The following is a 23,914-nucleotide window of genomic DNA, read 5'->3' on the forward strand; positions in this document are numbered from 1 at the left end:
AGAAGCCCTGATGAACCCTGAACACCAGCAGTTCCACCAGCGCCTGGAAGCGCACGACGATATCGCCATCAACCCCAGCGCCAACCCGCCGCTGGACGCGCTGGTCGACGGTGGCCGGCGCAACGTACTCAAGGGTGGCCTGACCCTTGCCGCGCTGGGCTTCTTCGGCGGTGGCCTGGCCGCCTGCTCCAAGGCTTCAGCCAGCCCGCTGCTGAGCTTCAAGGGCGTGCCGGTGCAGCTCGACCCGCAGTTCGACAGCGTGCTGGTGGCCGAGGGTTACCGCGCCGTGCCGTTCTTCTCCTGGGGCGACCCGGTGGAAGCCGGCGCACCGGTCTGGAACCCGGACGCTAGCGACGACTGGCAGGCCCAGCTCAAGCAGGCCGGCGACAACCACGACGGCATGGACTTCTTCGCCTTCCCCGGCGAGACCGACCGCGGCCTGCTGGTGATGAACCACGAGTACATCAACCCGCCGCTGCACCCGTCCGGCAAGATCGACCAGTCCAAGCCGCGTCCGCTGGCCGAGGTGCGCAAGGAGCAGGCCGCCCACGGCGTCTCGGTGATCGAGGTGAAGCAGGGTGCCGATGGCCAGTGGCAGCGCGTGATGGATTCCGCCTACAACCGCCGCATCAGCATGCTCACGCCCATGCGCATCGCCGGCCCGCTGGCCGGCCACGAGCAGATGAAGACCGCCAGTGACCCGAGCGGCCTCACCGTGCTCGGTACCCTCAACAACTGCGCCACCGGCGTCACGCCCTGGGGCACCTTCCTCACCTGCGAGGAGAACTGGCCCAACTACTTCATCAACCGCGACAAGGCCGACTTCGAGACGCGCGTGTCGCACAAGCGCTACGGCCTGGCGAAGGAGGGCACCAGCAAGAACTACGCGTGGGAGACTGCCGACGCTCGCTTCGACGCCACGCCCTACGCCGACCAGCCCCACGGCGGTCACGTCAACGAGCCACACCGCTTCGGCTGGGTGGTCGAGATCGACCCCTTCGACCCCAAGGCCCAGCCGATCAAGCGCACCGCCTTCGGCCGCTTCAGCCGCGAATGCGCGGCGCTGAGCCTGGGCAAGGACGGGCGCATGGCCTTCTACTCCGGCGATGATGCCAAGGGCGAGTACGTCTACAAGTTCGTCCCGGCCGGCCGCTTCGACGCCGCCAACCCCAAGGCCAATCGCGACCTGCTGGACGAAGGCACCCTGTACGCCGCGCGGTTCGATGCCGACGGCAGCGGCCAGTGGCTGGCCCTGGTGCACGGGCGGAACGGCCTGACCGCCGAGAACGGCTTCGCCAACCAGGCCGAGGTACTGCTCAACGCCCGCGCCGCCGCCGACCGCGCCGGTGCCACACCAATGGACCGCCCCGAGTGGGCCGCCGTGCATCCCGCCACCGGCGAGGTCTACGTGACCCTGACCAACAACGACGGGCGTGGCGACAAGCAACCCACTGACAAGGCCAACCCACGCCCGCACAACCTGCACGGGCAGATCCTGCGCTTCAACGAAAAGGGCGCCAACCCGACCGCCACCGCCTTCACCTGGGAACTGTTCCTCCTCGCCGGCGAAGCCCACGGCAGCAAGGACAAGGACGGCAAGCCGGTACCGGCCAACCTCACCGGCACCATCAACGGCGACCTGTTCTCCTCACCGGACGGGCTGGCCTTCGACGCGGCAGGGCGCCTGTGGATCCAGACCGACTACGACGACATCGAACCGGTGATGGCCGGCATGGGCTGCAACCAACTGCTCTGCGCCGACCCCAGCACCCGCGAGGTCCGCCGCTTCCTGGTCGGCCCGCGCGGCTGCGAAATCACCGGCCTAGCCTGGAGCCCGGACGGCAAGGCCATGTGGGCCAATATCCAGCACCCGGCCATCAGCTTCCCGGCCAGCGACGGCAAGACCCGGCCGCGCTCGACCACCGTGTTGATCACGCGTCTCGACGGAGGTGTGATCGGCGCCTGATCCAGCTCAACGCCGGGCCTTTGCGTCGGGGCTAGAATGCCGGCCTTTCAAGCAAGGAGCTGGGTATGAGCGAGCAGTATGGTATCGGTGATGCGTCCTATCGGGCGGCGGGTGGGCTGGAAGGGCTGCGCCGCCTGGTGGATGACTTCTACCGTTTCATGGATGAGTTACCGATGGCGGCCGAGGTGCGTGCCATGCACCCGGCGAGCCTGGAACTGTCGCGCGACAAGCTGACCTGCTTCCTCAGTGGCTGGCTCGGCGGCCCCAAACTGTTCAGCGAGAAGTACGGCTCCATCTCGATCCCTACCTTCCACGCCCAGTGGCCGATCGGCCCGGAACAGGCCGAGGTGTGGCTGGCCTGTATGGTCCGTGCAGTGGCCTGCCAGGACTACACGCCTGACTTCACCGAGTATCTGATGGCCCAGCTGCACGCTCCCGCCCAGCGCATCGTCGAGGCCAGCACCGCACGACACGGTGGCTGAGACGGCTATTGGCATTTCGCATAGCCACTATCGAGAACAGCGATTTCCGCCCGAGTGGCCACTTCCCTAGAGTGGTCACACGTTCAGAGGAGATCAGCAGATGGCCCGCATCGACATAGCATCCATGATTGGTAGCGCCGTCCCGGAACCACTGCGTATCGGCGGCTATCTGGCCTGCTGGTATTTGATGGTCGACGGTGTGCGGCGCTCCGGCCCGTTCGTATCGCTCGACCAGGCCTACGATGCCAAGCAGCGATTCCAACGCCAGCTGCACCTGCACTGATCCCTGACACAGAATGGCTCCTGCGCCGATCACGGCGCTTTAGGCAGCCTCGGCTGCCCGTTTATTCCCCCTCTAGCGCCCGCCTCGGCGGGCCTTTTTTTATACGCTCAACGCACCCGTCCGCGGCTCTGCACCGCCAGGTCCAGAGCCTTTTGCATGTCCAGGCGGGCGGAGCGGCCGACGTCCTTGTCGTCCAGCTGGTAGTTGCGCTCGGAAGGCAGAATCGGTGCGGTCAGATCTTCCGCGTCCATCGGCTCGAAGTCGTAATCGCCGCCAATGGTCATGGCGCTGCGTCGCAGCAGCATGCGCAGCTGGTCCGGCTGCAGCTCGGGGTTGATCGACAGCATCGCCGCGACCACGCCGGCCACCATCGGCGTGGCATAGGAAGTACCGCAATGCACTTCGCCGCGTTCGCCGTCGCGCAGAGTGGAGGCGCGAGTACAGGCCGAGGCGGTAATGTCCACGCGCATGTCGATATTCGACGAGCTGCGCTTGATCACATAGGCCGGATCGTCCACCGCCACGTCCTTCTTCTGGCTGCGCTGGTGGCCGCCGACCACCAGCAGCTGGTCGGTGATGAAGGAGGAGGGCAGGCGGTATTCGTCGGTGCCGGAGAAGGCCGCACCGTTGCCGGCCGAGTTGATCACTACCACGTCCGGGTGCTCGCGGCGCAGCCACAGGAAGAACTCCTCCAGCAGCTCCTCATAGCCGCTCATGGCCAGACCGGAGCGAATCAGCGAGTCGACCTCGTCGCCTTCGACGTTCTTCGCTCCGACCCGGTGGATGCCCCAGCTCCAGTTGAGTACCCGCACGCCATCCTCGACCAGATTGACCGAGGCAGCGATGTTGGCGGTAATACCGGCGTCGGAGTTGCGCTCGACGATGACCTCGAAGCCAGGTCCGGCGCCGTCCAGCGCCTGCAGGAAGCCGCTGTTGCCACCGCGTTGCGGGTGGGCGGCGAGGATGCCGGCCACGCTGCTGCCGTGGTTGTCCGGTTTGTCCGAGTCACGTGCGTAGAGGCAGGTGCGCTTGTCCGGCGCGCAGCCGCCAAGATGGTCAGCAAAGTCCGGCGCGTCGAAGTCGACGTTGCGCTCGATAACACCGATGCGCACGGGCTTGGTCTCGATCGGCGCCTGCTTGGCGGGGATGCGTCGTTGGTAGTAGTTCACCGCATCGGCGAAACGGTTGGCCGCCCACTCGTCATTGCTCGGTTGCTCCGGCACCGTGGTGGGCTCGCTTTCCTCGCCTTTTTCCGGAGCGGATTCCTCGATGATCACCGCGTCCACGCTGGCCTCGCTGCCCAGGCGCAGGATCAGCGCATCGCGCTGGATCAGGTCCTTGGCCGGCAGTCGCAACTGGTAGATGTTCAGTGGTGGAATGGCGCCGACCACCTGGGCGCCATAGCGCTCGGCCAGGCGTTCTGCCTCCTGGCGCCCGTCGTGTTTTTCCTCGATCAGCAGGCTGATCAGGTCCAGGTAGGTGGTCAGTCCGTCCATGTTCTTCGCTACTTCATCAGGTCCGGCGGCCAATACCTGGCTGCGTCCGCGCGACAGCCACACGGGATTGCTGTGCCGTTCGCCCTGCTCCAGCCACAGGGGGGCACTGGGACCGTTCGGCAGGTCCAGAACCAGGGACTGGTCGTCGCGCTTGACCCGCTCGGCCGTGAGCGTGGCTTCACCCAGGCGAACCTGCAATTGCCCCTCGGCCAGGCCGCTAGCCCGCGCGCAGTATCGATTGGCATCCTCCCTCAGTAGATCGCCACAGCGCTGCAACTGGACGATGCGCAGGGAGCCCTGCGCATGAACAATCGAGGGGATAGAGAGCAGGACGAGCAGGGCGGCGCGGGCAAACACGGTCTTACCTCCGGAGCGAAGCGTTCCGGATTGGGACCGGCTTCGTCCCTGCCGCGTTCCGCCTGTATGCGTGGCTCAGGTACGGAAGCGACTGACCAGCATCTGCAGCTCGTTGCCCAGACGGGCCAGCTCTATGCTGGAGGCCGCTGTTTCTTCGCTGGCAGCGGCTGTCTGCTCGGACACGTCGCGCACGTTGATGACGCTGCGATTGACCTCTTCGGCCACGGCGCTCTGTTGCTCGGCCGCCGCGGCTATCTGGTGGTTCATCGACTGGATGGCCGACACCGCTTCGGCAATCAGGGTCAGCCGCTCACCGGCGCGGCGAGTGAGATCCACCGTGCTTTCGGTCAATATCCTGCTGTTCTCCATCAGATCGGCCGCCTGCTGGCTGCCATGCTGCAGGCTGCCGATCAGCGCCTGGATCTCTTCGGTGGACTTCTGCGTGCGCTGGGCCAGCCCGCGCACCTCGTCTGCCACCACGGCAAAGCCGCGACCTGCCTCGCCTGCGCGAGCCGCTTCGATGGCCGCGTTGAGTGCCAGCAGATTGGTCTGGTCCGCCACCGCCTTGATGACGTCCAGCACGCTGCCGATTTTCTCGCTCTCGTGCTTCAGGTGGTTGACGGCACTGTTGGATCGTTCGACCTCGTTGGACAGGCGGTCCATCTGTTCTACCGCGTTGCCGACCGCGCTCTCGCCTTCTCGGGCCTGGCGATCCGCCTCGGTAGCAGCGTGTGAGGCCTCTTCCGCATTGCGAGCCACTTCCTGAACGGTGGCCGCCATCTCGTTCATCGCGGTGGCTACCTGGTCGGTCTCGACCTTCTGGCTGTTGACCCCTGCGCTGGTCTGCTCGGTGACCGCCGACAGCTCCTCGGCGGCGCTGGCAATCTGGGTAACGCTATCGCGAATGTGGCCGATCAGCTCGCGCAGACTGACTGTCATGTTTTGCATGGCGTGTTGCAATTTGCCCAGCTCGTCTTCGCGACTGACGCGGATGTCCTGGCTGAGGTCGCCGGCGGCGATTCGCTCGGCCGCGTTGAGAGTGCTCTGCAGGGGACGCACGATCAGGCGAGTGATCAGCAGGGCAGCACCGCTGCCGATCAGCAGTGCGAGGGCTGCGGCGCCCAGGAGCAGCATGCGCGCGCTGGCGGTTTCGCTGTCGCGTTTACTGCTCTGGCTGAGCCCGAGCTTCTCGCTGAGCACTTCGATGTCATCGCCTACCTGGATCATCTGCTTGCGCAGGGTCAGGCTATCGTTCAGATCACGTCCGAAGAGGCTCAGGGTCTCGCGGTAGCTCTGCAGCTCCTGTTGGGAGGTTTGCAGCTCGGAGCGCTCCGCCTCCGCTACCGATTGCTGCAGCGCCGCAACCGCCTGGATGGTCGAGTCGATGGCGTTCTCGGCGATGCTGGCCTGGGCTGGATTCTCGCTGGCGACATACGACAGCACGAGCAGGCGGGACTGCTCGATCTGCAGGGCGACACCGCTGATCTGGTGCAGGGCTACCAGGCGCTGCTGGTTCTCCAGCGGGTCCAGGCTGGGCTGCGCCAGTCCTTCCATCAGCCGTGCAATACCCTGGCCGACACGCTCCGCACCTTCTGTCAGATTCTTGCGTGCAGCTTCGCGTGTGCCGATGCTGGTCACCAAACGGTCGAAGTACCCGCGGTAGCCCTTGATCAGTTCGACCTGGCGTTTGATCAGGTCCAAGTCTACCGGATCACTCATCTGCTGGCTCATCCGTTGCTGCAGTTGCTCCAGATTCTGCAAGGCGGACAGCACCGAGTCGTGGGTCTCCTGGTCGCGGTTGGCCTGGTAGCGCAGGCGCGCGATGCGCAGCTCCTTGGTCAGGGTATTCAGCCGAGCGCTGTCGCCGATCTTCTCGCCTCGTTCGAGGATGCCGTTCATGCCCACCCAGCTGGTCAGGGTGATGAGGGCGGTCAGCATCAGCACCAGGCCGAAGCCGAGAGTCAGCTTGCGGCTGACGTTGAGGTTGGCTAGCCAGCGAGTCATGAAAGTATCTTCCTGAGCGAGTGGAGTTGCGCCCCGGCGACTACTAGTTACCGGGTGTGTTGCGGCTGTTGCATTTTGCACGATCTACTAACGGTACGCTGCAAGAATGATCAAGTGCAATTTGTACGGGTGCGACAGACTGCCTCGGCAACGTGAGGAGCGAACATGGACCCCATCGGCAAGGCCCTCTGGCTGATCGAGACCGATCTCGAAGGCAGCCTGGATCTGCAGGACATTGCCGATGCCTGCGGGCTGTCCCGTTTCGGCATGGCGCGAGCCTTCGTGGTTGCTACCGGCTGGCCGGTGATGCGCTACGCCAAGGCGCGGCGCCTGAGCCGGTCGGCGCGGCAGCTGGCCGAGGGCGCCCGGGATATTCTCGGCCTGGCACTGGAGGCGGGCTATGGCTCCCACGAGGCGTTCACCCGCGCGTTCCGCGAGCAGTTCGGCATCACGCCGGAAGCCTTGCGGGCGAGCGGCCAACTGGATGGCATCGAACTGAGGGAGGCCATGCGCATGCAACCCACCACCACGTACCCACTCGCCGAACCGCGTTTCGAACACGGCGAGGAACTGCTGATCGCCGGGCTCGGCGGGCGCTTCACCATCGACAAGTCCCAGGGCATCAGCTCGCTCTGGCAAGGCTTCGTGCCCTATATCGGCAAGGTGCCAGGCCAATTGGGCTGGGAGACGTTTGGCCTGTGCTGCAACCCGGACGAAGACGGTAGCTTCGAGTACATCGCCGGGGTGCAGGTCAGTCGTGTCGACGAGCTGCCGCCAGGGTTCACTCACCAGAGGCTGCCCGCTCGGCGCTACGCGGTGTTCCGCCACACGGGGCATATCTCCAGCATCCACGAGACCTTCGCCGCGATCTTCCAGCGCTGGTTGCCGGCTTCCAGCATGCAGGCAGCGGACGCGCCGGAGTTCGAGCGCTACAGCGCCGACTTCGATCCCATGGCCGGTACGGGGCATGTGGATATCTGGGTGCCGCTGCGCGACTGATCGACGCCGCCAGTATGGCCCCCGCAGGTGGCGTGCTTCCACCTCAAATATCTGAGTCGTCCGGACCCGATTCTGCTGCCGCCACCCGCAGCTGATCCAGCGCTTCGATGCTTTTCGCGTGAGCAGCAGGCGGTGCAGCGGCTCAGAGGCAAGTACGAGTTGTAAAGGTCGTACTGGCCGATTGGCACGACTTGATCGCACCGCCGCAGGGGACGATAGTCGGCGACTCATTCGTAGAGACAAGATGCATGGACAAGCAGAAAGTCATCGGCCCGACGCCAGTGCGAGGCGACCTGATCGATACCCCGCTCGGCGTGATGATTGCCCTGGTGGACGCCGAGGGCGCCCTGCAGCGTCTGGAGTTCCTCGATGACGAGGTACACGAACCGCTGATCTGGCGTGGCTACCAATTGCAGCGCGAAGCGGCGCTGGTGGCACCGGTGGCGCGCCAACTGGACGAGTACTTCGCCGGCCGGCGCCGCGAGTTCGACCTGGCCCTGGCGCCGCTGGGCAATGCCTTCCTGCACGAGGCCTGGAAGCACCTGCGCCAGGTGCCCTATGGCACCACCATGACCTACGGCGCACTGGCCCTGAGGCTGGACCGAAACACCTCGGCGCGCGCTGTGGGCCGGGCCAACGCGGTCAATCCCATCGCCATCATCGTGCCCTGCCATCGCATCATCGGCGCCAACGGCAGCCTCACCGGCTATGCCGGCGGCCTGCACCGCAAACAGGCGCTGCTGGAGCTGGAAGGCGTGCTCACCGCGGCGAGCCAGCAGTCGCTGCTGTAGGTCTGTCTGCGTGGTGCCGGGCCGACTCCGCCCGGTAGAATGCCGATCCGTATAGAGCTTTCCCGAGGCAAGGGCGTGGATCTACAGCAGGGCTTCGTCCTGACCCGGCACTGGCGCGACACGCCGGCCGGTACCGAGGTCGAATTCTGGCTGGCCACCGACGCCGGCCCACGACGGGTGCGCCTGGCGCACCAGCCCTCGGTGGCTTTCATCCCCGCCGTGCAGCGCGAGCGCGCCGAAGCGCAGCTGCGTGGCGAGCGCGAGGTGGAGCTGCGCCCGCTGGGCCTGCGCGATTTCCGCCATCGGCCGATGCTCGGCCTGTACTGCAACTCCCATCGCCAACTGATCAAGCTCGACAAGCAGCTGCGCAAGGCCGGTGTCGACGTGTACGAGGCCGATATCCGCCCGCCCGAACGCTTCCTGATGGAGCGCTTCATCACCGCACCGGTCAGTTTCGGTGGCACGCCGGGCGAGGACGGTACGTTGCTCGACGCGCGGCTGAAGCCGGATGAAAGCTATCGTCCGAAGATGCGCCTGGCCTCGCTGGATATCGAGACCAGCGAGCGTGGCGAGCTCTACTCCATCGCCATCGAGGGCTGCGGCCAGCGCCAGGTCTATATGCTCGGCGAGCGGCCGGAAGTCGCCCCCGAGGTGGATTTCGAGCTGGCCTACTGTGCCAGCCGTGCCGAGCTGCTGCATTGCCTCAACGACTGGCTGGCCGAGCACGATCCGGATGCGATCATCGGTTGGAACCTGGTGCAGTTCGACCTGCGCGTACTGCAGCGCCACTCCGCCGAACTGCAGGTGCCGCTGCTGTTCGGCCGTGGCGGCGAGGTCATGGAATGGCGCGAGCATGCCAGCCACAACCACTTCTTCGCCGCGGCGCCCGGCCGCCTGATCATCGACGGCATCGAGGCGCTGCGCTCGGCCACCTGGAGCTTTCCCTCGTTCAGCCTGGAGAACGTGGCGCAGACCCTGCTCGGCGAGGGCAAGGCGATCGACACGCCGTACCAGCGCATGGACGAGATCAACCGTATGTTCGCCGAGGACCAGCCGGCCCTGGCCCGCTACAACCTCAAGGACTGCGAGCTGGTCACGCGCATCTTCGCCCACACCCGGCTGATCGACTTCCTCCTCGAACGCGCCGCCACCACCGGCCTGCCGGCCGACCGCAGCGGCGGCTCGGTGGCGGCTTTCACCCACCTGTACCTGCCGGCGATGCACCGCATGGGCTTCGTCGCGCCCAATCTGGGCGAGAAGATGCCCCAGGCCAGCCCCGGCGGCTTCGTCATGGACTCGCGCCCAGGCCTCTATGAGTCGGTGCTGGTGCTGGACTACAAGAGCCTGTACCCGTCGATCATCCGCACCTTCCTGATCGACCCGGTGGGCCTGATCGAGGGCCTGCGCGAGCCGGACGACGAGCACTCGGTGGAGGGCTTTCGTGGCGCGCGCTTCTCGCGCACCCAGCACTGCCTGCCGGCCATCGTCGAACGCGTCTGGCAGGGCCGCGAGGCGGCCAAGCGCGAGGGCAACGCGCCGCTGTCGCAGGCGCTGAAGATCATCATGAACGCCTTCTATGGTGTGCTCGGCTCCAGCGGCTGCCGCTTCTTCGACACGCGCCTGGCGTCGTCCATCACCCTGCGCGGCCACGCCATCATGAAGCGTACCCGCGAGCTGATCGAAGCCGAGGGCTACCAGGTGATCTACGGCGACACCGACTCCACCTTCGTCTGGCTCGGCCACGAGCACGACGAGGAGGCTGCCGCGCGCATCGGCCGCGCGCTGGTGGCGCGGGTCAACCAGTGGTGGCGTGAGCACCTGCGCGACGAGATAGGCCTGGAAAGCGCGCTGGAGCTGCAGTACGAGAGCCACTACCGGCGCTTCCTGATGCCCACCGTGCGCGGCGCCGAGGAGGGCAGCAAGAAGCGCTACGCCGGCCTGGTGCGGCGTACCGAGGGCCACGAGGAAATGGTGTTCAAGGGGCTGGAGACGGTGCGTACCGACTGGTCGCCATTGGCCCAGCGCTTCCAGCAGGAGCTGTACCGGCTGATATTCGAGCGCCGCCCGCATCAGGAGTACGTGCGCGACTACGTGCGACGCACCCTGGCCGGCGAGCTGGACGAGCTACTGATCTACCGCAAGCGCCTGCGTCGCAAGCTCGGCGACTACGAGCGCAACGTGCCGCCGCATGTGCGCGCCGCGCGCCTGGCCGACGAGCACAACGACCGCCTGGGGCGCCCGCGCCAGTACCAGCGCGGTGGCTCGATCAGCTACCTGATCACCGTGGCCGGCCCCGAGCCCCTGGAGACCCGCGCCGCCGCCATCGACTACGAGCACTACCTGACACGCCAGCTGCAGCCGATTGCCGACGCCATCCTGCCGTTCGTGGGCGACGACTTTGCCAGCCTGGTGGATCGGCAGCTCGAGCTATTCTGAATCGTGGCCGGGAGAGGAGGCCGCCGGGCATTTGCCGATGTCCGGAGTGGCTGACTAAAGTGACGGCTTTCCTTCAGAGGTATCAGTCATGCTTCGCCAAGCGCTTGCCCGCTTCCCACGCTTCGAACTGATTCCGACCTCCACGCCTCTGGAGCACCTGCCGCGTCTGTCGCAGCACCTGGGGCGAAACATCTGGGTCAAGCGCGACGATCTCACGCCCATGGCGTTCGGCGGCAACAAGTTGCGCAAGCTGGAGTTCCTGGCCGCCGACGCATTGGTCCAGGGGGCCGATGTGCTGGTCACGGCAGGTGCCATCCAATCGAATCACGTACGCCAGACTGCCGCCGTGGCCGCTCGGCTCGGTCTCCGATGCCTGGCGCTGCTGGAAAACCCCATCGGCACCCGTGATGGCAATTATCTGAGTAACGGCAATCGCTTGTTGCTGGATCTGTTTGGTGCCGAAGTCGAACTGGTGCCCAATCTCGACGATGCCGACGAGCAGCTGGCCGCCGCGTGTGATCGCTTGCGTGCCGCTGGGCACTCGCCATACCTGGTTCCGATTGGTGGCTCCAATGCGCTCGGTGCACTTGGTTATGTACGTGCCGGCCTTGAGCTGGCCGAACAGATGGAGTCGAGCGGCCAGCAGTTCGCGGCGGTGGTGCTGGCCTCCGGTAGTGCGGGTACCCACAGTGGTATTGCCCTGGCGCTGGAGCATGCACGGCCGGGCACACGGCTGGTGGGAGTTACCGTGTCACGTCCGGACGAGACCCAGCGACCGAAGGTGGATGGACTGCTGCAGCGTACTGCCCAGTTGCTGGGAATGAACGTACCGGCCACTCTGCGCATCGAACTCTGGGATCGCTATTTCGCTCCTCGCTACGGCGAACCAAACGCCGGCACGCTGGAGGCGATACGCCTGCTGGCAGGGTATGAAGGCCTGCTGCTGGACCCGGTCTATACGGGCAAGGCCTTCGCTGGCCTTCTGGACGGTATTGCGTCGGGGCAATTCCCCGGCAGAGAGCCGTTGCTATTCCTCCACACCGGCGGTGCTCCAGCCCTGTTCGCCTATCATCCAGCGGAGCAGTTGAATGATTAATTTTTAATTAATGAATAAGAATGTAATTTTTAATTATTTTATCGAATAAATAAATGCTCATAGAGTCGCCTGCTACTAACCCCAGAGAGGCTTGCCATGACATTCACCACGCTGCGTCGCCAATTCCTCCTCGGTAGCCTGAGCCTCCTGCTCGGCGCCAGTCTGGCCACTCCCGGCTTCGCTGCCGACCTGCTGGATGAGATCAAGGCCAGGGGCTCGATCAAGGTCGGCCTGGAAGGCACCTACCCACCCTTCAATTATCAAGATGAGAGCGGCAAGCTCACAGGGTTTGAAGTGGAGCTGGCTGAAGCCCTGGCCAAGGAGCTGGGCGTCAGCGCCGAGTTCCAGCCGACCAAGTGGGACGGCATCCTCGCCGCCTTGGAGTCCAAGCGCCTGGATGTGGTGATCAACCAGGTGACCATCTCCGACGAGCGCAAGAAGAAGTACGACTTCTCAACTCCCTACACCGTTTCCGGCATCCAGGCCCTGACCCGCAAGGCTGACGGCGACAGTATCAAGAGCGCTGCCGACCTGGCCGGCAAGAAAGTCGGTGTGGGCCTCGGCACCAACTACGAACAGTGGCTGAAGGAAAACGTGCCGCAGGCCGACATACGCACCTACGATGACGATCCGACCAAGTTCCAGGACCTCAACGTCGGTCGTATCGACGTGATCCTGGTGGATCGCCTGGCCGCCTTCGAGATGGTTGAGAAAACCGGTGGTCGCCTGGCCGTGGCCGGCGACGCCTTCTCCCGCCAGGAGTCCGGCGTGGCCTTGCGCAAGGACAATTCCGAGCTGCTGGCTGCCATCGACAAGGCGCTGGCCAAATTGAAAGCCGACGGCACTCTCAAGCAACTGTCCGAGAAATGGTTCAAGGCTGACGTCACTCAATGATCGAAAGCAGCCTGCAGCTCGCCCTGGACTCGCTGCCTTTTCTGCTCAAGGGCGCGCTGTGGACCGTGGTGCTCAGCCTGGGCGGGATGTTCTTCGGCCTGTTGCTGGGCTTCGGCCTGGCCCTGCTGCGGCTCTATGCCTACTGGCCGCTGCAGTGGCTGGCGCGGATCTACGTATCGTTCTTCCGTGGCACGCCGCTGCTGGTCCAGCTGTTCATGATCTATTACGGCCTGCCCCAGCTGGGCATCCAGCTGGAGCCGCTGACTGCCGCCCTGATCGGTTTTTCGCTGAACATGGGGGCCTATACATCTGAAATTTTGCGCGCCGCCATCGCCTCCATCGACCGTGGTCAGTGGGAAGCGGCGGCTAGCATTGGCATGGGTCGGGCACAAACCCTGTATCGGGCCATCCTGCCCCAGGCCGCGCGTACCGCGCTGCCGCCGCTGGGCAACAGCTTCATCTCGCTGGTCAAGGACACCGCGCTGGCTGCCACCATCCAGGTGCCGGAGCTGTTCCGTCAGGCGCAGCTGATCACCGCGCGTACCTTCGAGATCTTCACCATGTACCTGGCTGCAGCACTGATCTACTGGGTGCTGGCCAGCATCCTGGCGCACTTCCAGGCGCGCCTCGAGGCGCGGGTCAACCGGCACGAGCAGGACTCCTGATGATTTCCGTCCGCAACCTGAGAAAGGCCTTCAAGGGCCAGGAAGTACTCAAGGGCATCGACCTGGACGTCTCGCCCGGCGAAGTCGTGGCTATCATCGGCCCCAGTGGCTCGGGCAAGACCACCTTGCTGCGCTGCCTCAATCTGCTGGAAGAGCCCAGCGGTGGGCAGATTACCGTCGGCAGCATCGCCATCGATGCCGATCAACCGCTCAAGACCCAACAGAGCCTCGTGCGCAAGCTGCGTCAGCACGTTGGCTTCGTGTTCCAGAACTTCAACCTGTTTCCCCATCGCACCGCCCTGGAGAACGTCATCGAGGGCCCGGTGCAGGTGAAGAAGGAGCCGCGCGTCCAGGCCATCGAGCATGCCCGTGCGCTGCTGGCCAAGGTCGGCCTGGCTGGCAAGGAAGACGCCTACCCGAAGCGCCTCTCTGGTGGCCAACAGCAGCGCGTGGCTATCGCCCGCGCCCTGGCGATGCAGCCGGACGTGATTCTGTTCGACGAGCCCACCTCGGCGCTCGACCCCGAGCTGGTCGGTGAGGTGCTGGCGACCATCCGTGGCCTGGCCGAGGAGAAGCGCACCATGGTCATCGTCACCCACGAGATGGGTTTCGCCCGCGACGTGGCCAACCGGGCGATCTTCATCGACCAGGGGGTGATCGTCGAACAGGGTGAGGCCAGGGCTCTGTTCAGTGCACCCAAGGAGGAGCGCACCCGCCAGTTCCTTGGCAAATTCCTTGGCCTGGACTGAGGCTCGCCAGCTCCTTCGAATACGCTTTTCTATCAGGTCGCACCGGGTGCGCGCTGGTGCCAGACGATTTTTTCTGTGAGCTCTTGGTTACCGCAGTTTCGCCCCAAACTGTGACGCACCACGCCGAGGTTCCCATGACTGCGCCAGCCTCCACACCTCCCGCTTCACAGGTTCATCCTCGTCGCCTTGCCTGGCTTGATCGCATCAGCGCCTACCGACAGCCCATCGGCCTCGCCCTTGGCCTGGGGCTGTTCGTCCTTGCCCTGGTGGCCTGTAAGCACCTGCTCGACGAACTCGACCCCGGTACTCTGCGCGCCGCTCTGCAGAACGTGCCGTCGAGCGCCTTGGTCGGAGCCTTGGTGGCCACCCTAGCCGGCTTCGTGGTGCTGCTCGGCTACGAATGGTCGGCCAGTCGCTACGCCGGTGTGCGCCTGCCCGTCGCCAGCCTCGCTCTGGGCGGCTTCAGCGCTTTCGCCATCGGCAACGCGGTCGGTCTGTCGATGCTTTCTGGTGGTTCGGTGCGCTATCGCCTCTATACCCGTCAGGGTCTCGGCGCAGGCGAAGTGACGCGTATGACTCTGTTCGCCAGTCTGTCGCTCGGCTGTGCGCTGCCGCTGCTGGCCGCCCTGGCGATGCTCAGCGACCTGCCCGACGCCGCGCTGGCGTTGCGCCTGCCGACCAGCGCGCTGGCCGCCATCGCCGTGCTGGTGCTGCTCGGCTATGCCGTCGCCACGGTGCTGATCCAGCGCCACCGCCTGCCCGAGCAACCGCAGGCGGACAATCTGCTGGTGCAGTTCGGCCGTCGCACTCTGCGCTTGCCGAGCTGGCGTCTGAGCGGCCTGCAGCTGCTGATCACCGGGCTGGACGTGGCCATCGCGGCGTCCGTGCTCTACCTGTTGCTACCGGACGCCCCGTCATTCGGCGCCTTCCTGCTGGTCTACCTGCTGGCCCTGGCGGCCGGGGTGCTCAGCCATGTGCCTGGCGGTGTCGGCGTGTTCGAAGCGGTGATGCTTGCCGCGTTCAGCGGCCAGATCGACCCTGCGCCACTGGCCGCTGCGTTGCTGCTGTATCGACTGATCTACGTGGTGCTGCCGATGCTGGTGGCATGCGTGGTGCTGCTGGCGGTAGAAACGCGGCGCATGCTTGCCAGCAGCCAGACCATCCGCGTCGCCTCAGGGCTTGGCGCGCCAGTGCTGGCGCTGCTGGTGTTCATTTCCGGAGTGGTATTGCTGTTCTCCGGTGCTACGCCGGCGGTCGATGTTCGGCTCGAACACCTGGGCTTTCTCATCCCCCATCGGCTGATCGATGCGTCGCACCTCGGTGCCAGCCTCGTCGGCGTGCTCTGTCTGCTGCTCGCCCAAGGGCTGCGCCGTCGTCTATCGGCCGCCTGGGCGCTGACCCTGGTGCTGCTGCTGGTCGGTGCGCTGCTGTCGCTGCTCAAGGGTTTCGACTGGGAGGAGGCGAGCTTGCTGACCCTCACCGCCAGCTTGCTCGCGGTATTCCGCAAGTCCTTCTACCGCCCCAGCCGCCTGCTCGAACTGCCGTTTTCCTGGCTCTACCTGGCGGTAGCCGCCTCGGTACTCGCGGCATCGATCTGGCTGCTGTTGTTCGCCTTCCAGGACGTGCCCTACGAACACGAGCTGTGGTGGCAGTTCGCGCTCGATGCCGAAGCTCCACGCGCCCTTCGCGCCGCGCTCGGTAGCGCACTGCTGCTCGCTGTGCTGGCGCTGGCCTGGCTGCTGCGTGCCGTACCACCGGCCATTGCATCGCCGAGCCCGGCTGAACTGGAGCGCGCCGCCAGCATCTTGCGCCGCTCCGACCAGCCCGACGGCGGTCTGGCGCTGACCGGCGACAAGGCACTGCTGTTCCAGGCCGACGAGCAGGGCGACGAGGCGTTCCTGATGTACTCGCGCCGTGGCCGCAGCATGGTCGCGCTGTTCGACCCGGTTGGCCCGACGCGCCAGCGCGCCGAGCTGATCTGGCGATTCCGCGATCTCTGCGACCTCCACCATGCCCGCCCGGTGTTCTACCAGGTGCGCGCGGAGAGCCTGCCGTTCTACATGGACATCGGTCTCACCGCGATCAAGCTCGGCGAGGAGGCTCGCGTCGACCTTACGCGCTTCGACCTCGAAGCCAAGGGCAAGGAGATGAAGGACCTGCGCTACACCTGGAATCGTGGCCAGCGCGACGGTCTGGAGTTGCGCATCTACCCACGCGGTGAAGCGCCGATGGAGGAGCTGCAGCCGATCTCCGACGCCTGGCTGCTGGGCAAGAACGTGCGCGAGAAGGGCTTCTCACTTGGCCGTTTCAGCACCGATTACCTCGGGCATTTCCGCATCGCCGTGGTGCGTTTCCAGGGCAAGGCGGTGGCCTTCGCCAACCTGCTGGAGACTGACGGTCGCGAACTGGCCAGTCTCGACCTGATGCGCTCGGCGCCGGACGCGCCGAAGCTGACCATGGAATTCCTCATGCTCGGCCTGATCCTGCATTTCAAGAGTGAGGGCTACCAGCGCTTCAGTCTCGGCATGGTGCCGCTTTCCGGCCTGCAACCGCGACGTGGCGCCCCGATGACTCAGCGCCTAGGCTCGCTGGTGTTCCGCCGCGGAGAGCAGCTCTACAACTTTCAGGGCCTGCGTCGTTTCAAGGACAAGTTCCAGCCTGACTGGGAACCCCGCTACATGGCCGTTCCTGCCGGGCTAGACCCCCTGGTAGCGCTGGCCGACACCGCTGCCCTGATCGCCGGCGGCCTGACCGGACTGGTGAAACGATGAAACGCACCCTGCTGATCGCCTTGCCCATGCTCGTCCTCCTCGCGCTCGCAGGTGGCGGCGTTTGGTACTACGGCCAATACCGCGCGGTGCAGCAGAGTCTGCCTCTGGCCAGCGGCGGCGAGCTGAGCATCAGCTTGCCCGCCGGGCGCCCGCCGCATCGCGTGTTGCTCGCCCTTCCCGCCGACCAGTTGTACAGCACCGAGGAGCTGGCTGAGCTGGCCGAAGCCGGGCATACCCGCATTGCCCAGTACGCCATCGCGAACAATGCCAGCTGCGAATCCCAGCGGCAGCGCCTCGACCAGGCGCTGGAGCAGCTCGGCGGCGCCGACCTGGTGGCCGGCAGCGGCCCGGGAGCGGTACTGGCCTGGCGCTGGCTGGCTAGCCAGCCGAGCGACCAGGCCAAAGCGCTCTCGGTCGACTTCAATATGAAGCACCCCGACTGCAATGCCGTGCTGCCCCAGGAGTTGCAGCACGGCCACTGGCGGGTAGCCTGGAATAACAATCCGGACGACATCAGCGCACGCTTCGTGCGTGGTCAGCCCAACACCGAGACGCTGATCGGCGACTATGCCACTTCGCTCAAGGACCTGCTCCATGCCCAGCTCCTGCGTACCCTGCAGGCTAGCCCGGAGGCGCTGCCGGTGGTCGAAGTGAAGGCGGCCAAGCCGAGCGATACCGTGACCCTGTTCTATTCCGGCGACGGCGGCTGGCGCGACCTCGATCGTGATGTGGCCGCGGAGATGGCCAAGCGTGGCTATTCAGTGGTGGGTATCGATTCGCTGCGTTACTTCTGGCAGCACAAGAGTCCGCAGCAGGGGGCGGCCGATCTCTCCTCCCTGATGCAGCGCTATCGTGAGCGCTGGGGCGGCACACGCTTCGTTCTGATCGGTTATTCCTTCGGCGCGGATGTATTGCCGGCCTTCTACAACCTCCTGGACGATGATGCGAAGCGTCAGGTCAGCAGCATCGTCCTGCTGGCTCCAGCTCGCAGCGCCAGCTTCGAGATCGAGGTCGGCGGCTGGTTCGGCAAGGACGGCAAGGAAGCGCCCACTGGCCCCGAACTGATGAAGCTGCCGGCGGCAAAGGTACTTTGCGTCTATGGCGCGCAGGAAAACGCGGAAAGCGGATGCACCCTGCCGGGAATGCCTGGCGAGAAGCTCCAGCTGCCCGGGGGGCATCACTACGATGGCGACTATCCGCGGCTGGCTGAGCTATTGCTAAAAGCGATCAGTCAGAGATTGCCACTCAGCCCAAAGCCCTGAAATATTCAGCAATGTTTAAGCTTCGCCATTCGATAATATCCCTACAGGGCTAAAGGCCATTGACTGGGAGAACGTGATGAGCTGGAAGAATACCGAACAACGCTATGGCAACTGGTCTATCGCATTGCACTGGCTGATGCTGCTGCTGATCGCGGCTGTTTATGCCTGTATCGAGCTCAAGGGCAACTTTCCCAAGGGTAGCGAGCCTCGCGAGCTGCTCAAGCAGTGGCACTTCATGCTCGGTCTGGGCGTATTCGCCCTGGTCTGGCTGCGTCTTCTGGCGCGCGTGACCGCACCGACGCCGAAGATAGTGCCGGCCATCCCCGCCTGGCAGGCGATACCCGCCAAGCTGATGCACCTGGCCTTGTACGCTCTGATGATCGGTGCTCCGCTGGCCGGTTGGCTGATCCTCAGTGCCGCCGGAAAACCGATTCCCTTCTTCGGTCTGGAGCTGCCTCCGCTGATCGAAAAGAATCCGGAGCTGGCAGGGCAGATCAAGGAGCTGCATGAGCTGGCCGGTACTGCCGGCTACTGGCTGATTGGACTGCACGCGATAGCTGCGCTGTTCCATCACTACATCAGCCGCGACAACACCCTGATACGTATGCTGCCAAAGCGGAGCTAGTCCAGTATGGAAGCGGCGCCCTTGGGCGCCGTTTCTCGTCAGATCTCCACCTGGGTCCCCAGCTCGATCACCCGGTTCAGCGGTAGCTTGAAGAAACGCAGGTTGCTGTTGGCGTTACGCAGCAAGAAGGCAAACAACGCCTCGCGCCAGCGCGCCATGCCGAAACGCTTGCTGGCGATCACCGTCTCACGGCTGAGGAACCAAGTGGTGCTCATCGGGCTGAAGTCCAGATCATCCAGATGGCACAGGCGTAGCGCCTCTGGCACGTCAGGCTCTTCCATGAAGCCGAAATGCAGGATCACCCGGAAGAAGCCATCCCCATAGGCCTCCACCTCGAAGCGCCGCTCCGGTGCCAGGCGTGGCTCGTCCTCGCTGACCACGGTCAGCAGCACCACCTGCTCATGCAGTACCTGGTTATGCAGCAGGTTGTGCAGCAGCGCATGGGGCACGGCATCCGAGCGCGCGGTGAGAAACACCGCCGTGCCCTTGACCCGATGCGGCGGCTGGCCGCGAATGCTGGAGATGAAGATCGGCAGCGGCAGGGCGTTGTCGTCCAGGCGCTCCACCAGCAGGTGGCGGCCGCGCTTCCAGGTGGTCATCAAGGCGAACACCGCCAGCCCGGCGATCACCGGGAAGGCACCTCCCTGGACGATCTTCGGCACATTGGCAGCGAAGAACAGCGCATCCACCAAGAAGAACGCCAGCAGCAGCGGAATGGCGATCCAGCGCGGAGCCCTCCACAACAGCAAGACCACGGCGGCCGACAGCAGCGTGGTGATCAACATGGTGCCAGTCACCGCCACGCCGTAGGCCGCGGCCAGCGCATCGGACGACTCGAAGCCCAGCACCAGCAGCACCACGGCGATCATCAGTGCCCAGTTCACCGCTGGAATATAGATCTGCCCCTGTTCCGAATCCGAAGTGTGCTGGACATGCATGCGTGGGATATAGCCAAGCTGGATGGCCTGCCGAGTCAGCGAGAAGGCTCCGGAAATCACCGCCTGGGAAGCGATGATGGTGGCGAAGGTGGCCAGCCCCACCAGCGGCAGCAGCGCCCAGCCCGGTGCCAATAAATAGAAGGGATTACGCGCCGCCGCCGGGTTCTCCAGCAGCATCGCGCCCTGACCGAAGTAATTCAGCACCAGAGCCGGCAGCACCAGCAGGAACCAAGCCCGGGCAATTGGCTGGCGACCAAAGTGCCCCATGTCCGCATACAGCGCCTCGGCGCCGGTCAGCGCCAGCACCACCGCGCCGAGAATCGCCACGCCGATACCCGGATGGGCGATGAAGAAGTGGATGCACCAGTACGGATTGAGCGCCTGCAGCACCTGCGGCTGGTGCACGATGCCGTAGAGCCCAAGTGCCGCCAGGCAACCGAACCAGGCCAGCATCACCGGTCCGAACAGAATGCCGATACGCGCCGTGCCGTGCTTCTGGATCAGGAACAGGCCCACCAGCAGGATCAGCGCCAACGGCACCACCCAATGCTCCAGCCCGTCGAAGGCGATCTCCAGGCCCTCCACCGCCGACAGCACCGAGATGGCCGGGGTGATCATGCTATCGCCATAGAACAGCCCTGCACCGAACAAGCCCAGCAGCACCAGCACCATGCGCAGTCGTGGATGACTGGCGGCGGCACGGCTGGCCAGGGCCGTCAGCGCCATCACCCCGCCTTCGCCCTGGTTGTCCGCACGCAACACGAACAGCACGTACTTGATCGACACCACCCAGATCAGCGACCAGAAGATCAGCGACAGCACGCCGAGCACGCCTTCGGGGTTGACCTGAACCCCGTAGCCGCCGTTGAACACCTCCTTGAGGGTGTACAACGGGCTGGTGCCGATATCGCCGTAGACCACACCGACCGCACCGATCAGAAGGCCGATGGAGGAGGAGGGGTGGGAGGGTTTGGCTTGATCGGCAACAACTTCGGTCATGAAGAGCTCCATCCGGACGAGTGGTACGCATCCTGCCACCGTCTCAAGGCCCGGGCCAGGGCCGCTACAGCGCGACAGAGATCGCCCGGCAGAGCATAGATCAGTTGTCTGGCGGGCTGTTCAAGTCTGCGACCTGCCGCTAGAATTGCGCACTTTTTGATCAGAGGCGCCTCCCGAGCGCCCGTTTGAGGTTAGCCCCGATGTCCACCGCCACACCGAAAGTCGGCTTCGTCTCGCTCGGATGCCCGAAAGCGACCGTCGACTCCGAACGCATCCTCACCCAGCTGCGCATGGAAGGGTACGAGATCGTCCCGACCTACCAGGATGCCGACGTCGTGGTGGTCAACACCTGCGGCTTCATCGACAGCGCCAAGGCCGAGTCGCTGGACACCATCGGCGAAGCCATCGCCGAGAACGGCAAGGTAATCGTCACCGGCTGCATGGGCGTATCCGAGAACGCCATCCGTGACGTGCACCCGAGCGTGCTGGCCGTCACCGGCCCGCAGCAGTACGAGCAGGTGGTCAATGCCGTACACGAAGTGATCCCGCCCAAGGCCGATCACAACCCCTACGTCGATCTGGTGCCACCGCAAGGCATCAAGCTGACCCCGCGTCACTACGCGTACCTGAAGATTTCCGAGGGCTGCAACCACAGCTGCGCCTTCTGCATCATCCCGTCCATGCGCGGCAAGCTGGTCAGCCGCCCGGTCGGCGACGTGCTCTCCGAGGCCCAGCGCCTGGTCAAGGCCGGCGTCAAGGAGCTGCTGGTGATCAGCCAAGACACCAGCGCCTACGGCGTGGACCTCAAGTACAAGACCGACTTCTGGGAAGGTCAGCCGGTCAAGACGCGCATGAAGGAGCTGTGCGAAGCGCTCTCCAGCATGGGCGTGTGGGTGCGCCTGCACTACGTCTACCCGTACCCGAACGTCGATGACGTGATCCCGCTGATGGCTGCCGGCAAGCTGCTGCCGTACCTGGACATCCCGTTCCAGCACGCCAGCCCGAAAGTGCTCAAGTCCATGAAGCGCCCGGCCTTCGAGGACAAGACCCTGGCCCGCATCAAGTCCTGGCGCGAGATCTGCCCGGAACTGACCATCCGCTCCACCTTCATCGTCGGCTTCCCTGGCGAAACCGAGGAAGACTTCCAGTACCTGCTGGACTGGCTGACCGAAGCCCAGCTCGACCGCGTTGGCTGCTTCCAGTACAGCCCGGTGGATGGCGCCCCGGCCAACGACCTGGGCCTGGAGCCGGTACCGGACGACGTCAAGCAGGACCGCTGGGACCGTTTCATGGCCCACCAGCAGGCGATTTCCACCGCACGCCTGCAGCGCAAGGTCGGCACCGAGATCGAAGTGCTGGTCGACGAAGTCGACCACGAAGGCGCCGTTGCCCGCTCCTGGGCCGATGCCCCGGAGATCGACGGCAGCGTGTTCATCGACGCGACCAGCGTGAAACCGGGAGACAAGGTCCGCGTGCGTATCACCGACGCCGACGAGTATGACCTCTGGGCCGAACTGGTCTGATCGCCTGATGCGAATGAAAGCCCCGTCGATGCGGGGCTTTTTTATGCCCGATCCAGTGGGCTGACTACTCCCAAGCCGCCGCGATTGAGCACATGGGTGTAGATCTGCGTGGTCTTCACGTCCGCATGGCCGAGCAGCTCCTGCACGGTTCGAATGTCCTGACCACTCTCCAACAGGTGGGTCGCAAAGGAGTGACGCAGAGTGTGCGGGGTAGCGGGCTTGATTAGGCCGACCCGGCGTACTGCGTTGCGAATCGCCCGCTGAATCGTCTTCTCATGCAGATGGTGACGGAAGATTCCATTCGAGCGCGGGTCCTTCGAGCGACTGATCGAGGGGAAGACAAACTGCCAACCCCACTCCGCCGCGGCATTGGGGTACTTACTTGCCAATGCATGAGGCAAGTTCGCCCTCCCGTATCCTTCACGCAAATCCTGATCGTGCAGCACCTGCACCCGCTCTAGATGCTGTTGCAGAGGTGCAGCCAGCCTGCGTGGCAACATGGTCACTCTATCCTTCTGGCCCTTGCCATCGCGAACCAGGATCTCGAAGCGGGAAAACTCCACATCCTTGACCCTCAGCCGCAACACCTCCATCAGGCGCATACCCGTGCCGTACAAAAGACTAGCCACCAGCCACAACGTGCCATCCAGTTGCGCTAGCACACTGGTTACCTCGTCTCGGGTCAGCACCACGGGTAAACGCTGAGATCGGCGCGCCCTAATTACCCCGTCCATCCAAGGCAACTCGATCCGCAGCACCTGTTTGTAGAGAAACAAAATCGCCGACAAGGCCTGATTCTGTGTGGACGCCGATACATCACGGCGCACCGCCAGATCGCTCAAGCACGCCTCGACCTCAGCTGCTCCCATCTCCTGTGGATGACGGTACTTGTGAAAGCGAATGAAGCGCCTGACCCACTCCAGATAGACAGTTTCAGTACGAATCGAATAGTGTCGAAGGCGAATCTGCTCGCGCACTTGATCGAGCAGCTTGGGTTTGTCATCCATGTCGCTATTGCTCCCTGATTTATGTCGCATCTCCTGATGCATTGTGCAGGCTAGACAAGGACTTGTCGGACGACAAGGAACGTTATGCGACACAAGTGGCGGAAAACATTACCCCACTTTTGTCGCCTACTTATAGTTAGGCGCAAGGGCAATATTGGTTATTCAGCACCGAGCCAGGAAACACAATCACCGCATTGGCGCGGTGTTCCTGAATCGAATGGTCGCCTGGTAGTAGAGGCCGTTATTTGTGGCCAGCAAAGGAGTTGCTTTCAGAGAATGTGCACGTCACAAATAACCTTCCGGGCCAAAACCGACACGCCGTGCGCTCCGCCGGTCAAGCTCGCCGCTGGCATCAGTTCCAGCGCTCGACTGGGCAATCTAACAATTGGCTCAAGTCGTTCGCTTCGCTCACTCGGGACCGGCATAGCCGGCCCCTTAGCCAAACGTTAGCATCAAGGAACATCATGAAAGCATTAATCCTAACCCCACTGTTAGCCATCTTGACCGGCTGTGCAGTCACTCAGTATCAGGGGTACGCAGGTCCTGCCAAGCCCGACAAAGAAGTAGCTAT

General features: G+C 64.4%; 18 protein-coding genes and 1 pseudogene. 14 read left to right on the forward strand and 5 right to left on the reverse strand.

Translation table 11 applies throughout. The annotated features are described in order from the left end of the window. Nucleotides 1–10 precede the first annotated feature (10 nt). The 3 genes from IB234_RS22665 to IB234_RS22675 all read left to right on the forward strand — a co-directional run bounded on the left by IB234_RS22665 (nt 11) and on the right by IB234_RS22675 (nt 2,731). Nucleotides 11–1,966 (forward strand): PhoX family protein, encoded by a 1,956-nt coding sequence (locus IB234_RS22665; RefSeq protein ID WP_192322107.1) that lies wholly within the window; start codon nt 11–13, stop codon nt 1,964–1,966. A gap of 65 nt (nt 1,967–2,031) precedes the next feature. Further along, nucleotides 2,032–2,448 carry a group II truncated hemoglobin gene (locus IB234_RS22670; protein ID WP_192322108.1) on the forward strand — a complete coding sequence of 139 codons (417 nt, stop codon included), beginning with the start codon at nt 2,032–2,034 and terminating at the stop codon, nt 2,446–2,448. Between the two features lie 100 nt (nt 2,449–2,548). After that, nucleotides 2,549–2,731, forward strand: coding sequence for a hypothetical protein (locus tag IB234_RS22675; RefSeq protein WP_192322109.1), 183 nt, complete (start codon nt 2,549–2,551; stop codon nt 2,729–2,731). A 107-nt stretch (nt 2,732–2,838) separates the two neighbouring features. Here the strand turns inward: IB234_RS22675 and IB234_RS22680 are convergent, their stop codons facing one another. From IB234_RS22680 to IB234_RS24515, 3 genes and pseudogenes are all read right to left on the reverse strand, one after another. After that, nucleotides 2,839–4,584: a S8/S53 family peptidase gene (locus tag IB234_RS22680; protein WP_192322110.1), complete on the reverse strand. Its 1,746-nt coding sequence runs from the start codon at nt 4,582–4,584 to the stop codon at nt 2,839–2,841. Nucleotides 4,585–4,659: 75 nt separating this feature from the next. Continuing rightward, nucleotides 4,660–5,532 carry a methyl-accepting chemotaxis protein gene (locus IB234_RS24510; protein WP_412547947.1) on the reverse strand — a complete coding sequence of 291 codons (873 nt, stop codon included), beginning with the start codon at nt 5,530–5,532 and terminating at the stop codon, nt 4,660–4,662. Further along, nucleotides 5,515–6,588 (reverse strand): annotated as a pseudogene (locus IB234_RS24515) (methyl-accepting chemotaxis protein); the annotation flags it as partial. The gene IB234_RS24510 and the pseudogene IB234_RS24515, both read right to left, overlap by 18 nt. A 165-nt stretch (nt 6,589–6,753) precedes the next feature. Here IB234_RS24515 and IB234_RS22690 point away from each other — a divergent pair. From IB234_RS22690 to IB234_RS22735, 10 genes are all read left to right on the forward strand, one after another. Beyond that, entirely contained in the window at nt 6,754–7,587 is an 834-nt protein-coding gene (locus tag IB234_RS22690) for an AraC family transcriptional regulator (RefSeq protein WP_192322112.1), read from the forward strand. A gap of 248 nt (nt 7,588–7,835) precedes the next feature. Next, complete coding sequence (locus IB234_RS22695; RefSeq protein ID WP_225580758.1) at nt 7,836–8,378, forward strand: methylated-DNA--[protein]-cysteine S-methyltransferase; 543 nt, start codon at nt 7,836–7,838, stop codon at nt 8,376–8,378. 75 nt (nt 8,379–8,453) lie between these two features. Then, a complete protein-coding gene (locus tag IB234_RS22700; protein ID WP_192322113.1) occupies nt 8,454–10,814 on the forward strand; it encodes a DNA polymerase II in 2,361 nt (786 codons plus the stop codon). An 88-nt stretch (nt 10,815–10,902) separates the two neighbouring features. Next, nucleotides 10,903–11,910, forward strand: coding sequence for a D-cysteine desulfhydrase (locus IB234_RS22705; protein ID WP_192322114.1), 1,008 nt, complete (start codon nt 10,903–10,905; stop codon nt 11,908–11,910). Nucleotides 11,911–12,006: 96 nt separating this feature from the next. After that, nucleotides 12,007–12,804, forward strand: coding sequence for a cystine ABC transporter substrate-binding protein (tcyJ, locus tag IB234_RS22710; protein ID WP_192322115.1), 798 nt, complete (start codon nt 12,007–12,009; stop codon nt 12,802–12,804). Further along, nucleotides 12,801–13,469 (forward strand): cystine ABC transporter permease, encoded by a 669-nt coding sequence (tcyL, locus tag IB234_RS22715; RefSeq protein ID WP_192322116.1) that lies wholly within the window; start codon nt 12,801–12,803, stop codon nt 13,467–13,469. Before tcyJ ends, tcyL begins: the two co-directional genes overlap by 4 nt. Then, nucleotides 13,469–14,218, forward strand: a complete 750-nt coding sequence (gene tcyN / locus IB234_RS22720) for an L-cystine ABC transporter ATP-binding protein TcyN (protein ID WP_192322117.1) — start codon at nt 13,469–13,471, stop codon at nt 14,216–14,218. Before tcyL ends, tcyN begins: the two co-directional genes overlap by 1 nt. A gap of 134 nt (nt 14,219–14,352) precedes the next feature. Then, nucleotides 14,353–16,989: a bifunctional lysylphosphatidylglycerol flippase/synthetase MprF gene (gene mprF, locus IB234_RS22725; RefSeq protein ID WP_192322118.1), complete on the forward strand. Its 2,637-nt coding sequence runs from the start codon at nt 14,353–14,355 to the stop codon at nt 16,987–16,989. Then, a complete protein-coding gene (locus IB234_RS22730; RefSeq protein ID WP_192322119.1) occupies nt 16,986–18,251 on the forward strand; it encodes a virulence factor family protein in 1,266 nt (421 codons plus the stop codon). Before mprF ends, IB234_RS22730 begins: the two co-directional genes overlap by 4 nt. A 76-nt stretch (nt 18,252–18,327) precedes the next feature. After that, nucleotides 18,328–18,876, forward strand: coding sequence for a cytochrome b (locus IB234_RS22735; protein ID WP_192322120.1), 549 nt, complete (start codon nt 18,328–18,330; stop codon nt 18,874–18,876). A 38-nt stretch (nt 18,877–18,914) separates the two neighbouring features. Here IB234_RS22735 and IB234_RS22740 read toward each other — a convergent pair whose 3' ends face one another. After that, nucleotides 18,915–20,813, reverse strand: a complete 1,899-nt coding sequence (locus tag IB234_RS22740; protein WP_192322121.1) for a potassium transporter Kup — start codon at nt 20,811–20,813, stop codon at nt 18,915–18,917. Between the two features lie 200 nt (nt 20,814–21,013). On the opposite strand from IB234_RS22740, the gene rimO reads away from it, so the two are divergent. Continuing rightward, nucleotides 21,014–22,336, forward strand: coding sequence for a 30S ribosomal protein S12 methylthiotransferase RimO (rimO, locus tag IB234_RS22745; RefSeq protein WP_192322122.1), 1,323 nt, complete (start codon nt 21,014–21,016; stop codon nt 22,334–22,336). 41 nt (nt 22,337–22,377) lie between these two features. Here rimO and IB234_RS22750 read toward each other — a convergent pair whose 3' ends face one another. Beyond that, complete coding sequence (locus IB234_RS22750; RefSeq protein ID WP_192322123.1) at nt 22,378–23,343, reverse strand: integron integrase; 966 nt, start codon at nt 23,341–23,343, stop codon at nt 22,378–22,380. Between the last annotated feature and the right edge of the window lie 571 nt (nt 23,344–23,914).

The organism is Pseudomonas sp. PDM16 (genome assembly GCF_014851865.1).
GTDB lineage: Bacteria > Pseudomonadota > Gammaproteobacteria > Pseudomonadales > Pseudomonadaceae > Aquipseudomonas.